This window comes from Gordonia spumicola, assembly GCF_009932475.1.
GTDB lineage: Bacteria > Actinomycetota > Actinomycetes > Mycobacteriales > Mycobacteriaceae > Gordonia > Gordonia spumicola.
This window is the reverse complement of the sequence record NZ_BJOV01000003.1, coordinates 1,052,772-1,065,311: the sequence shown is the minus strand read 5'-3', so window position 1 is coordinate 1,065,311 and position 12,540 is coordinate 1,052,772. Positions and strand designations below refer to the sequence as shown.

The window sequence follows — 12,540 nt, the reverse complement described above, 5'->3', positions numbered from 1 at the left end:
GCGGAGGCGACGGGATTCGTCATGGATCTGTCCGATCTCGGAAGCCGAATATCGGAACGGCGTTTCAGACTGGTTCCACAGCACCGCACCGACGCAGTGTGCGACGCACATCTCGTCGCCGGGTCTAGACGGGGCGGCGGGAAGAATCAATCGAATACGAACGGAGCGGCTATGAGTTATGTGATGTCCTCGAGGGAGGTGCAGGAGTTCCAATCGAGTTTCCAGAAAGCAGCGTTCACGGTCGAGGGTGTTCTCGGTCGAGTTCGAAACGACGCCGGAATTCGTACGCTCGGTGCTTCCGCCGGACCTGGAGCCGGTGGGGTCGAGCGGTATCGCTTCGGTCGCGCAGTGGCAATGCGGGCTTTCAGGTGAGTTCGAGTCGGCGGCGGTGATGCTCAACGTCCGATGGAGAGAGTTCGTCGGTTCGTATTACCTCACCTTGTTCATTTCGGGGGACATGCCTGTGACGATCGGCCGGGACCTCTGGTGCGACCGAAGAAGACGGGTGAATGCCGCCTCTACCGGGACGCGGACGACATGTACGGGTACGGCGCACGAAACGGCGTTCGGGGCATCCAGATCGAGGCGCGTTTCGGAGAGGAACTCGGCCCCCCGCGCTGTTGTGTCCAACTCAATCGAGGTGGGGCTCCCGCTCACTCACAACGCGGGTGCGGCCGGCGATCCGTGGACTCTCGATCGACCGGAATCGAACGTGAACTGGGTGCATACCGCGAGGGCGAAGGCGAACTCGTACTGACCGGTACGCCGTTCGATCCGCTGGACGAGATTCCGGTGCTGTCGACGGGTCTCGCGAGGCACTACACGGGGAAGTCGACCCTTGAGACCGTTCTCCGCGAGACGATTCCTGGGAAGGGGACGAGTATCTCCCATTCCACCTCGGGCGTTCGTTCGATAAGATCAATGTCGGTCGTTCACCGATGCGGGAGCGAAGCGCGGACGTGCGATGAAACATTCTCGTGATCGGCGGAAGCCGCGGTGTTGGAAAGGCTGTAGTCCTCGGGATGTCGCGTCCGGGGAACGTCATCTTCTTGAACAATCGCGAGGTCGACAGTGCAGTGTCGGAGGTCTCGTGCAACGGCGGAGGAACTGGGCGCGACGGTCGTGCTCGTTGCCAGGCGACATCGCGTCACCGAGGGCGCGAACAACGTCGCCGACGCGGTGCGAGAACGTTTCCGACCGCATCGACCTCGTGGTCCATTGTGCTGTGGCCGGGGTATCCGGTTGATTCCTTGACCTCGACGCCGGATCAGCTTCGGCATGCAGTCGAGGTCAATGCGTTGTCGCTCGTCTACGTTGTCCAGGCCGCGCCCGACCCTGCTGGGGCGAGGCAGCTCGATCGTGTACCTCTCCAGTCGCGGAGCCCGAGTTGCACTGCGTGACTACTTCACAGTGGGGGCGACCAAGGCGATGGCTGAAGCGCTCGTACGCTACCTCGCTGTCGATCTCGCGCCGATCGGAGTTCGCGTGAACGCGCTGTCGCCGACCGCGCTCGACACGGAGGGATTCCGCGAGATATTCGGGCGAGAGGCAGACGCACGACTGGAAGCTGCGAATCGACTCAGTCCCTCTGGACGTGCGGTCGATCTCGACGATGTCGTCGGGGGTCGTCGAGTTTCTCGCTTCACCGGAAGCGCAGATGTTCCACGGCCAGACCTTCGTTCTCGACGGCGGAGCCCTCCTCGTCGGTTGACCTGAATCGAAACTTGTAATCAATGAAAGGATCCAGAAACATGTCTAGCCCCGTCATCGTCGGTGAGGTCAGCTTCGCCGAGCTCGAGTCGCGTCCGATTGCATCCGAGGAGGACGGAGACCCTACGGAGCCTCGGATGCAGTTGTTCGTCGAGAATTCCGGAATGCGTAGCGGACTCCTGATGTACGGCCCATGTGATGTCACCGAAGAGGTCCGCAACTATTCCTCGATGCACATTCTCTCGGGAGAACTCAGCCTCACCGTCGACGGTGTCACGACCGACATCGGCGGGGGAGACATCGCTCATTTCGTCCCGGGACAGACTGTGTTGATCTCGGCGAAGACTCAGATCCGTGAAGTGTTCACTACGTGCGGTCCGTTCTCGAAAGTTGCGGACGGGAACCAAACCGGTGCAGATTCGGTCGGTGTCGACGACTGATCGGCAGTGCGCTCATTCACCTCGACTTGACGCAGGGAAATGCATCGAGGTGGGTCTCACTTGAGATCGACGAATGGTGTCGAATCGGGGAGATCTCCGCGAAATCGAGCACAGTGCCGTGGTGCGCCGTGGGGCCCCGGAGCGAACGGACTGCCGCGAAGGCGTGACGTCGATCCGGTGTCAGCGCACCGGGTCGACAGAGCTGCGGGCGCCTTGCACGAGGGAGCACCAGGAAGCCGGTCGGCTTGGTCTGTACCTGGGGCCGACGCCGTTCGCGCGGGCGATGTCGCGGTAGGCCGCGACGGCGGGGGTCGCGTGGCGTGTCAGCGACGGATCGGTCTGCACGTTCACTGTGTAGAGACCGAATCGCGGCGTGTAACTGCCCCATTCGTAGTTGTCGGTGAGGCTCCAGTAGTTGAATCCCATGACGTTGATTCCGTCGTTGCGGGCACGCTGCGCCCGGTAGACGAGGTCTCGCGGAGGTGATCTTCCCACTTGTATCCGTCTGGGCGCGTGTTGCCGTGTCGCCCGTAGGCGCTCAGTACCTGTTGCGCACGGCGGTCGGTGAGGCTCCGAACCACCTCGTGCACGCCCTAGTGAACGCCGACAGCTCAGAGAATCCGAGAGTCTGCGCGAGCTGACTGGCGGGCATCGTCGACTCGATCAGGTATCGGTGCGCGGTGTTTCGCATGACGTCGTCTTTGATTCCTGCGAAGGATGTTCCTTCTCGGCCGAGGTGACGCTGCATGGTTCTGGGGTGTAGTGACAGCGACTTCGCGACAGCACCGTAGTCGGCGTCCTCCGTGCCAAGCGTCCGGAAGACCCGGTGGCGCACGCGCTCGGTAAGGGTCGCGTCGGGAAGTGGAAACCTCGACTCGATGTAGGTGAGCGCATTGGCGCGGATGTCGTCGTCTGCGTCAGGAATGCGTGCATCGAGAAACCATGCCGGGACTACGATCTGAGCCCGCCGACTTTCTGGGTGGACGGTGGCAGCGAAGAACTGGATATACCTGGTCAACGGTGCCGACGGAGTGTGCGGAACCCACACTGACACGGGCCGATAGACTCCGCCGAGCACGATCGCGAACAGTCTGTGACAGGTGGCCAGAACCAGATCGATCGTCTGTCTCACAGGCGGCAGGGGATCGAGCACGAGATCGAAGAGGATCGCGGCGCTGCCGTCGGCCTCCTCGACCGACAAAGTGACGGCAGGACTGTGAATGAACAGCCACTGACTCGCCAGATCCAAAATGCTTCGGACAGTCGGTGCATTGCGCAGTGCGGCGGTGAGCGGGCCGAAGGCATCGATGTCTTGGTAGTGCGAGAGTTGCAGTGCGAAGTCCGGGCACTCGAGGTCTCCGGCTGCGCGCTCAAGGAGATGCATCGCGGCACGTGCTGAGATCAGCGCGTCCTCGTCGACCAAGGCGTCAGGTGGCAGCCCGGCGTCCTCGAGCAGCGCAGACGGTTCGCCGCCCAACTGCGTCACCAGCTCAGTCCAGCCTCGCAGGCTGCCCGGCCGCACGCTTGTCTCCACGGCCTCCGACGCTCCCCAACTTGTCGCCTAATGTCAAGCTTTGCTGGCTTCTCGCTGGTTGTATCGGACCGACAGTCCACAGCCAGTAGTCAGGAAACGAACATGCATGACGCATTGCGCACCCCTTTGCGCATCGGCGGCCTCGAAGTACCGGGACGCCTCTTCAAGTCGGCGACTCACGAGACCCGTGCGACCGTCGACGGTGCCGTTACCGACGAACTGCTCGACTTCTACCGCCCGATGGTCGAAGCGGGGACGCCACTGATCGTCACCGGCAACCTCTTCGTGTCGTGGCAAGGCAAGTCGGCATATCGGCAGGGCGGAATCCATTCCGATGAGATGATCCCAGGACTGCGTGAGTGGGCCGATCTCGCGCATTCCGGCGGGAGCGCATTGTTCGCGCAGCTCAATCACGGCGGCCGTCAGATGACCAAGCCGGCCGAGGGCGTTCCTGAGGCGATTTCGGCTTCTAATCGCCGTGAGAAGGCGCAAGGCACCAAGCCCCGCCCACTGCGCCTGGACGAGGTTCCGGCCCTCCTGGAGACGTACGCTGCTGCGGCCGGCCGCGCGCAGGAGGCCGGACTGGACGGCGTCCAGATCCAGATGGCGCACGGGTATTTCCTCAGCCAGTTCCTCAGCCCCGAATCGAACCGTCGACACGACGCCTACGGCGGCTCCGCACGAGCTCGCATGCAGTTGCCGCTTGAGGTGTACCGCGCCGTCCGTGATCGCGTCGGCCCCGACTTCCCGGTCATCATCAAGATCAACGGAACCGACACCATCCCGTGGGGAGGGGTGAAACTCGCCGATCAGATCGAGTTGGCGTTGCGACTGCAGGATGAAGGGATCGACGCCGTCGAAGTGACACGCGGCCATTTCTCGTCGTTTCCGAGCACCACATCGGGCCACTTCAAAGGGTACGTCAAGGCTCAACTGGACGACGGCGCGATGCGGGAGGCCTCGCCCAAGCGTCGGGCGGTGCTTCGAGCGCTGGGTCCACTCGCCGAGTTCGGCTACGAGCGGGCGTTCCGGCCGGCCGAGGGGTACAACCTGCCGCAGGCCCAGGAGTTCAGCCGTGCCCTCGACATTCCGGTGATCACCGTCGGCGGCTTCCGCGACCCCGTGGCGATGAACGAAGCGATCAGTTCGGGCAAGACGAGTGCGGTGTCGAGTGCACGCGGCCTCATCGCCAACCCCTACCTCTACCGCGAACTGGACGATCCGGCCGCCAACATCACCTGCACGCTGTGCAACAAGTGCATCGGTGTAGCGGGAGGACTGCCAGTCGCGTGTTACGACCCCACCGTCCTCCAGCGACGCGAGGCGGCGGGGCTGGATATTCGATGATCACTCCGGCAACTCCTCTCCAGATCGGCCAGATGGTCGTAGACGGGCGGCTTTACAAGTCCGCGACCAGTGAGACCCGCGCAAGTGACGACGGCTTCGTCACCAACGACCTGCTTGATTTCTACCGCCCGATGATTACCGCAGGCACTCCGCTCATCGTCACCGGTAGTCTCTTCGTCTCTCGGCAGGGGAAGTCAGCGGGGCGGCAGGCCGGAATCGACGACGATGACAAGATCGCGGGTCTCGCACAGTGGGCCGAACTCGCCCACTCGGGCCGAACAAAACTGATCGCCCAGCTCAATCACGGCGGAAGACAGATCGCCAAGGCGCTGCCCGGGGAGCGGATCGTCTCCGCCTCGAACATTCGCGAACCGCTGTACGGCAGCAAACCAGTCCCGCTTCGCCGCGACGAGATCCCAGCGGTGGTGCAGTCGTTCGCTGAGGCGGCGCGGCGAGCGGTCGAAGCCGGCATGGACGGCGTTCAGATCCACGCCGCACACGGTTATCTCCTCAGCCAGTTCCTGACCCCGCACACCAACAGGCGGAATGACGACTACGGCGGGCCCCTGGACAATCGGGCACGCCTGCTTCTCGAGGTGCTCGGCGCGGTGCGGGCCAGCGTGGGCGACTCGTACCCGATTCTGGTGAAGCTCAACGGCACCGACGATCTGCCGCTGCGACGAGCCGCGGACACTGGCGAACTCCTCCAGGTCGCGCGCTGGCTGCAGGACGACGGTGCCGACGCTATCGAGATCTCGCGTGGCCACTACGAGTCCTGGCCCGGCATGGTCCAGGGCAACTACCGCGGGTTCCTGGTCAACTCTGTGACCCGTGGGCCGCTGGCTTCGAGTTCGCGGCTCCGCAAGTCGATGATCTTCGCCGCGTCGCCGGTCGTCGAAAGAGTTGCCGGGCGCCTCCGACCGCCCGTGGAGGGGTTCAATCTGGGCCATGCGGCCGAAGTGGCTGAGGCCCTGACGATTCCGGTGATCTGCGTCGGTGGATTCCACAGCAAGGAGGGCATCGGGCACGCCGTCGGCAGTGGAATGGTCGATGCAGTCTCAGCAGCGAGGGCGTTCATCGCCGACCCGTTCCTATATCGCAACGTGGTGTCGACGCCCAACGAGCACCGGCCGGTCTGTGGCTACTGCAATCTGTGCATCGCGTCGTTCAGCACCACGCGGATCGACTGCGGCAGCCCAGACATCCGAACTCTCCGGGACGTGATGATCCGACAGGACGCGGGCGAGCCGACCGCGACGCCGGACTGACCGAGGGCGCTGGACGTCGCGGGGTAGGCGGCCCGTATCGGGTATCCCCCGGAGACGCTCAGTCGTCGTAGTGAAGAGCCGACACCGGGCCAGGGCCTGCTCGGTGCAGGACAGGGCCTTTGGCGACGTCGTCCTTAAGGTAGCGGTCGAAGAATGCCGACGAGTAGCGCATGTAGACGTTCGCCATCGGCGCGAATGCGGTGTAACCCACGAGGTTCATCGCCGCGGCTGCGGTCGGGTTCGCGGTCAGCATGTCGGTCACCATGAAGTGGTTGGTGTTCGTGATCTCCACAAAGTACTTCGGTCCCGAGGCGCCCTCAAACGTCTGCCACTGCTGCTTCCTCGACGACTCCAGGTACGGGTCCTCTCCGGTGAGGAACATCAGCGGAACATCTATGTCGTGCGCTGCCCTGACGATCTGGCGGTCGTTGATGAAAATCGGGGAGGCAAGTGGGAGGATCGCCTTGATCCGCTTGTCGCGGAACAGATGGGGATCAGTCGAGCGTGACCTGGACGGCATCGCGCACGGATCGATGTCGGTGATGTACCCGTTGAGGTTTCGGTCGGCGGCGGTCATCGGATAGTCGCAATTCATCGCCTGCCCGCCGTACAACAGCGTGTATGCGGCACCGAGCGAGTGGCCGCTCATCCCGATCCGCTCAGGGTCGATCATGCCCTGCAGACGGTCTCCCGAAGCGTGGTTGCGCGCGAGGGTGACGTCGAGCCCACGAGTTATCTCCGCTGGACGGTATGTCATGCCGAACTGCGTCTTCTTGAACCAGTCCCCCATGATGGCGAAGACGGAGTCGCTCGGATTCATGGCCGACAGATCCCCGAGCGCCCGGACTGTAGTCTCGACGGGGTTGTTGCGTTTCCAGAATCCGAGGGTGGTCGTCGGCTTCGAATCAAGATGGTCGATGCCGATGGCCACGTAGCCGTGACTGGCGAGATTCTGGGTGTAGAAGTAGTATCCGTCCCCCGGTGCGCCCAAACTCAGCTGAGAAGACGATCAGAGGATACGGACCGTCGCCACGCTCCGGCGCGGCGTTCTGTACCGCCACACCGCGAACTCCACCTTCGGTCCGGTAGGGTTTCGCGCCCTTCGCGTGCACAGCGGGATACCAGGTTGTCACCTTGATGTCGCCGCCAGCGACTGAGTGTCGTCGGACGTCGACGCCCACTTGATGTGGCCCGGTGGGCAGTGCGGTCGCAAAGCCATCGGCGGGATGTGGGAGGGCGGGCAATGCGTTGGGAGATGGCACTGCCAGCACACTCGTCACCGCAACAATCACGGTCGTCACCAGTATGCGAATCATGTAAGTCATCGCACATCCCCCAACCAATTTCTGGAATGATCGCTACAGTAAAAGTGCCGTACATCACAAGTCAAGAGGCTGGGGCGGCGAGTCGGCGGGGGAAGAGTTGCGCAGCACGCCCTAATCGGCACTCGGGCGGCGGCGGATCACCCAGACCATCGTCATCGAGATGACGACCTCGTCGGATTGATTCCGCGGGAGGACCTCGGTCGTGAGATCTGCACGACCGTCACGGAGCGTCACGTCGGCATTGGGCCATAATTAACTCGGCGTATTAATTATGGTTAGGTCCGTTGAGGCGCTGCGGAGCATAACTAACCTGCTGAGCCAGTGGTGACGTAGCAGTGCGCCGGTGTCAGCGCACCGGGTCGACACAGCTGCGGACGCCTTGGACGAGGGAACACCAGGAAGCCGGCCGGCTGGGCCGGTAGGTCGGGCCGACGCCGTTCGCGCGGGCGATGTCGCGGTAGGCCGAGACGGCGGGGGTCGCGTGTCGTGTCAGCGATGGATCGGTCTTCACATTCACGGTGTACAGGCCGAATCGCGGTGTGTAGCTGCCCCATTCGTAGTTGTCGGTGAGGCTCCAGTAGTTGAAGCCCATGACGTTGATGCCGTCGTTGCGGGCGCGCTGCGTCCAGTAGACGAGGTCACGGAGGTGATCCTCGCGCTTGTAGCCGTCCGGGCGCACCTTCCCGCCCTCGGTCGGCATGCCGGTCTCCACGACGTACAGGGGCTTGCCGGGGAAGCGTTCGGAGTAGTCGCGGAACGCGTAGTAGATGCCGTCCGCGGCGACCGAGGCCTTCCACTTGTCCGAGGTGATGGTCCAGATCGCCGGTTCGGCGGGGGACAGGGAGTAGTACGAGTTGAACGCTATGTAGTCGAGCTTGTCGCGGACGCCGTCCTGGAAGATCACGTCCAGGGCCGTCTGCACCGCCGGGATGTACGCGGAGGTCGACGAGACCATCGCGCCCGGTGAGCGGTGGTGGATGTAGTCGTAGATTCCGCGGTGCACGGCGACCAGTCGGGACGCCATCGTCGGGGCGTCCTTCACGCTGATGCCGCCGAACTTGACCTCGTTCATGATGTAGAGGGTCGGCTCGTTGACGGTGATCCACAGCGGGGACAGGTGCGCATATCGATCGACGACCATGCGCTGATGTCGCAACCACGATCCTGCGGTGCGCGCATCTGCCCAACCACCGCGGTCGGCGATCCAGCCGGGGAGAACCCAATGGTCGAGGGTCAGCATGGGACGCATGCCCGCACCGGTGATCGCGGCGAGCAGATCGTCGTAGTAGGCCAGTTCGCGTGTGTCGATCCGACCGGGAGAGGGCTCGATCCGCGACCATTCGATGCTGACGCGGTACACCTTCATGCCCATCGAGCGGGCTCGCTCGACATCCTCGCGATAGTGGTGGCGGAAGTCGACCGCCGTGCCGATCGGGTCCTCGACCTTGGTCGACGCGGCGTATCGGGACCAGTTGCTGTCGGGTGAGGACCCCTCGGTCTGGAACCCGGACGCCGATACGCCCCACAGGAAGTCGTCGGGCAGCGGCGCATTCACTCGGGCGTCGCTCGGGGGTGTCGCCAACATCGCCAGGCCGCCGAGCAGCATGGCGACGACTGCTGAGGACAGAATGCGTCGTGGAGGGGTGGTCATTGCAGCTTCCTGACTCTGGAGTCTGACGAGAAGTCGTCCGGACGTCTCGCAGGCGTTGTGACGGCTAGGGAGTGTCTCTATCACTGGTTGAATGGACCGCTTGGAACTTACGTCCAGCCCGAGGCCGTCGGACGGCGGCGGATCACCGAGACCATCGTCATCGAGATGACGACGTCGTCGGATTGATTCCGTGCGACGACCTCGGTCGTGAGATCTGCACGACCGTCACGGAGCGTCACGTCGGCGATCGTCAACGTTCCGTGCAGGACGTCGCCTGGGTGTACCGGGCGGCGAAGACTCACGTCGCGGATTGACTTGCCCGCGATCAATGCGACGGTTGAATAGAAGTTGTCCGCCTGCATGCGCTGCACGGCGGACATCGTGTGGATGCCACTCGAGATGAGCCCGCCGAAGGGCCAGTCCAGTGCGCGCACGGGATCGATGTGGAAGGGGAGCGGATCGTATTTCGTGGCGTACTCGATGATCTCCGCCTCGGTGAAGGCGTACGTGCCCAGGTCGTGGGTGCTCCCCACTTGGAGGTCGTCGGCGAAGGCGATCGCAGTGGATGAGATCGACAACTCAGCTCGCCCCGATCAGGCGCGTCACGCTGCGCATGGCGGAGCGCACCACGGTTCCGCGGACTCGGTCGACGAGCGAAGGTCCCGGAATGGGTGCGGCGGTGCCGAATCGGGGGAAGAGCGCGAGGGCGTTGTCCCGGTTGATTCGTCGAATCAGGTCGTCTGACTCGAACGGGTAGGAGTCGAGGCCACCGCAGAAGTACTGCACTGCGGGCTCGGGCGCGAACGGCCAGTCGCTGCCGAACAGCACGTGTCCCGGATCGGCGAAGGCGAGGAGGCTGGGCAGCGCCGCCCGGCTGGCCGACAATGCGGTATCGAAGTAGAAGCCGGAGAAATCGTCGAGCACGTCGAGCGGACTGCGTCCGGACTCGCCCGCGATCGCGACGGCCATTCGGTGCGACGCGTAGGGGACAAAACCGCCCGCATGACTGAGGATGAATCGGATGTGGGGATAGCGCCGACGGATTCCGCTGCTGACCAGCAGATACGCGGCACGAGTCGTGTCGAGGAGGAAGTCGGCCGCGAACGGCGGGATGCCGTCCACGGCCGGAGCCGGCAGATCGGCCGGGTGAATGAAGACGACGGCGGAACGTTCGTCGAGGACCTGGAACAACTCGTCCTGCCCGGGCTCGCCGAGATAGGTGCCGCGCGAGTTCGCCAACAGGACGACACCGTCGGCGTGCAGATGATCGAGAGCGTGTCGCGCCTCCCGTGCGGCCGCCGCGACGTCGGGCAGCGGAAGGGTGGCGAAGTACCCGAAGCGATTCGGATGCTCGGTCGTCAGCCCGGCCGAGAACTCGTTGAGTTCGCGGGCGAGTGCGGCGGCGTCCTGCGCGTCGGCGAGGAACGACGTCCCCGGCGTCGACACCGACAGGATCGCGGCGGCCGTACCGGCACGGTCCATGACACCGAGCGCTGCCTCGGGCGACCAGTCGGGCAACGCCCGGCCACCGGCCTCCGCGATGCCGTGGTCGTCGAGCCGCGCCCGATAGCTGGGCGGGATGAGGTGCTGGTGGACGTCGATACGCTGCATGGAGGTTCCTCGATTCAGCCGATGATGGGACGCCGGCCGCGGGTCTGACGATCCAGTTCGACCTGCATGACGGTGCGGACTCGTTCCGCGTAGTCCTCGGGCCGTTCGTCGGCCTCGGCGCGCATGGCCGGCAGCATCGCCGTGCGGAGTTTCGTCGGCAGCGGCACGTACGGGAGCAGTCCGACCGCCCCGATGTTGACGCCCCACGGAATCGACAGGGTGGTCGGGAGTCGGTTGAGGCGGAAGCGATCGCGGACACCGGTGGCGCGGGCGAGTGCGGCGCCGTCGTCGAGCACGAGGACCGACTCGCCCGCCCCGCTTGTCACGACCGGGACGATCGGCACGCCGTTGTCGATGGCGAGACGCGCGAAGCCGGAGCGGCCGGCGAACACCACGGTGTTCCGATCGCCCCACGATTTGAAGGCGTCGACGTCGCCGCCGGGGAACACGAGCAGATGGCGACCTTCGGCGAAAGCGGTGGTCGCCGCCTCGTGGCTGGCCTTCCGCGCACCGAACGGCTCGATGAGCCCGCCGACTCCGAGCTGCCAGGCGATCTGGTGAGTCAGGACGGTGACGGGACGCTCGTCGCCGCTGGCCCGACGCGCGATGGCGAACGCGATGACGTTGAGGTCGAACACGCCGCCGAACCCGTGGTTGGCGACGAACAAGACCGGTTCGTCCGGGACCGGCGCGGCGATGGTGGTCTCGTGCCGGTTGTACGCCGCGACGGCGGCCTCGACCGCACGCGCGAACGTGTCAGTCCATGAACTCTCCGTCGTCATGTTTCTGATGAAAACATCAATAATTGGCTGACGTCAAGCGTCTTGTATCTCTGTGAGGCGAAGCGCGGCGTCGACGACGGCGCGTCCGTGGATGCCGAACAGTGCGGGCAGATCGACCGAGTCGCCACCGATCTCCTTGGCGATGAACAGTCCGTCGGCCCCCGCGATGGCGTATGTGGCGAGCTGGTCGACACTTGCATCGTCGAGTCTGGGGGCCAGTGTTCTCGCCGCCTCGCGCAACTGGCCCATCGCCTGGTCGCGGACCTGCAGGTACATTGTCCGCGCGCGCGGCTCCTCGGGTCGGCGTTCGAGGGCGAGCATGAGTCCGAGGCGGAGGAAATCGGGGGAGTCGAGCAGCGCCTTGGCGACCTGCATGCTCATGTCGGCCACGCGCTGCTGGGTCGTGCCCTCGTCGGACAGGCTCCACGCCGACAGCCAGCGCTCGAAGCTTCGCTCGATCACCGCGGCGATGAGGTCGTCCTTGTCGGCGAAGTGCCAGTAGATGGAGCTCGCGGGCAGACCGCAGCGCTTGCTCACCAGTCCGATGCTGGTCCCCTCGTATCCGCGTTCGCTCGCGATCTCGGTGGCCGCGTCGAGGATCTTGGCCTTCGACGCCGCGCCGTTGGCGCGTGGTCGGCGTGCCTTCTCTGCCACCAGTCCCGCCTTTCGGAAGATGCCCAAGCCTACGTCGATCTTACTGTAGCGAATATTCCAGTAACCCTTGACCGGCCGTTGCCGCGTCGTTAATGTAGTGATCACTACAGAGTGTTTCCGCAGTTCACACGTCTCGACTGCGCTCGACGGGCGGGGACTGCTTCAACGCTGCGGGGACTGCTTCAACACACTGCGGGACTGCTTCGGCACTGCGGGGC

Annotated in this window: 12 protein-coding genes and 1 pseudogene; 5 read left to right on the top strand and 8 right to left on the bottom strand. The window is 64.3% G+C overall.

All coding sequences use genetic code 11. The features are described from left to right. Window positions 1-247 precede the first annotated feature (247 nt). The 3 genes and pseudogenes from GYB83_RS24110 to GYB83_RS11050 all read left to right on the top strand — a co-directional run bounded on the left by GYB83_RS24110 (window position 248) and on the right by GYB83_RS11050 (window position 2,150). Window positions 248-757: an acetoacetate decarboxylase family protein gene (locus GYB83_RS24110; RefSeq protein WP_371865044.1), complete on the top strand. Its 510-nt coding sequence runs from the start codon at window positions 248-250 to the stop codon at window positions 755-757. Window positions 758-1,278: 521 nt separating this feature from the next. Continuing rightward, window positions 1,279-1,557, top strand: a pseudogene (locus tag GYB83_RS24105) (SDR family oxidoreductase); the annotation flags it as partial. Window positions 1,558-1,751: 194 nt separating this feature from the next. Then, window positions 1,752-2,150, top strand: a complete 399-nt coding sequence (locus GYB83_RS11050) for a cupin domain-containing protein (RefSeq protein WP_161894596.1) — start codon at window positions 1,752-1,754, stop codon at window positions 2,148-2,150. Between the two features lie 180 nt (window positions 2,151-2,330). On the opposite strand, the gene GYB83_RS11045 is transcribed toward GYB83_RS11050, so the two are convergent. Continuing rightward, on the bottom strand, window positions 2,331-2,645 hold the full coding sequence (locus GYB83_RS11045) for a family 1 glycosylhydrolase (RefSeq protein ID WP_371865004.1): 315 nt from the start codon (window positions 2,643-2,645) through the stop codon (window positions 2,331-2,333). Between the two features lie 43 nt (window positions 2,646-2,688). After that, a complete protein-coding gene (locus GYB83_RS11040) occupies window positions 2,689-3,684 on the bottom strand; it encodes an AraC family transcriptional regulator (RefSeq protein ID WP_161894597.1) in 996 nt (331 codons plus the stop codon). Between the two features lie 102 nt (window positions 3,685-3,786). Here GYB83_RS11040 and GYB83_RS11035 point away from each other — a divergent pair, with 102 nt between their 5' ends. Together GYB83_RS11035 and GYB83_RS11030 are read left to right on the top strand one after the other, a co-directional pair. Next, the gene (locus GYB83_RS11035) at window positions 3,787-5,031 is read left to right on the top strand and encodes an NADH:flavin oxidoreductase (RefSeq protein WP_161894598.1); all 1,245 of its coding nucleotides are present in this window, start codon (window positions 3,787-3,789) and stop codon (window positions 5,029-5,031) included. Next, window positions 5,028-6,299 (top strand): NADH:flavin oxidoreductase, encoded by a 1,272-nt coding sequence (locus GYB83_RS11030; RefSeq protein WP_161894599.1) that lies wholly within the window; start codon window positions 5,028-5,030, stop codon window positions 6,297-6,299. Before GYB83_RS11035 ends, GYB83_RS11030 begins: the two co-directional genes overlap by 4 nt. Before the next feature lie 58 nt (window positions 6,300-6,357). Here GYB83_RS11030 and GYB83_RS11025 read toward each other — a convergent pair whose 3' ends face one another. From GYB83_RS11025 to GYB83_RS11000, 6 genes are all read right to left on the bottom strand, one after another. After that, window positions 6,358-7,290: an alpha/beta hydrolase family protein gene (locus tag GYB83_RS11025; protein WP_161894600.1), complete on the bottom strand. Its 933-nt coding sequence runs from the start codon at window positions 7,288-7,290 to the stop codon at window positions 6,358-6,360. A gap of 680 nt (window positions 7,291-7,970) precedes the next feature. Further along, window positions 7,971-9,275: a family 1 glycosylhydrolase gene (locus GYB83_RS11020; protein ID WP_161894601.1), complete on the bottom strand. Its 1,305-nt coding sequence runs from the start codon at window positions 9,273-9,275 to the stop codon at window positions 7,971-7,973. Window positions 9,276-9,382: 107 nt separating this feature from the next. Next, window positions 9,383-9,853, bottom strand: a complete 471-nt coding sequence (locus GYB83_RS11015; RefSeq protein WP_161894602.1) for a MaoC/PaaZ C-terminal domain-containing protein — start codon at window positions 9,851-9,853, stop codon at window positions 9,383-9,385. A 1-nt stretch (window position 9,854) separates the two neighbouring features. Further along, the gene (locus GYB83_RS11010; protein WP_161894603.1) at window positions 9,855-10,886 is read right to left on the bottom strand and encodes an amidohydrolase family protein; all 1,032 of its coding nucleotides are present in this window, start codon (window positions 10,884-10,886) and stop codon (window positions 9,855-9,857) included. A 14-nt stretch (window positions 10,887-10,900) separates the two neighbouring features. Beyond that, window positions 10,901-11,668 (bottom strand): 1-acyl-sn-glycerol-3-phosphate acyltransferase, encoded by a 768-nt coding sequence (locus GYB83_RS11005; RefSeq protein WP_161894604.1) that lies wholly within the window; start codon window positions 11,666-11,668, stop codon window positions 10,901-10,903. Window positions 11,669-11,701: 33 nt separating this feature from the next. Continuing rightward, window positions 11,702-12,322 carry a TetR family transcriptional regulator gene (locus tag GYB83_RS11000; protein WP_161895516.1) on the bottom strand — a complete coding sequence of 207 codons (621 nt, stop codon included), beginning with the start codon at window positions 12,320-12,322 and terminating at the stop codon, window positions 11,702-11,704. Between the last annotated feature and the right edge of the window lie 218 nt (window positions 12,323-12,540).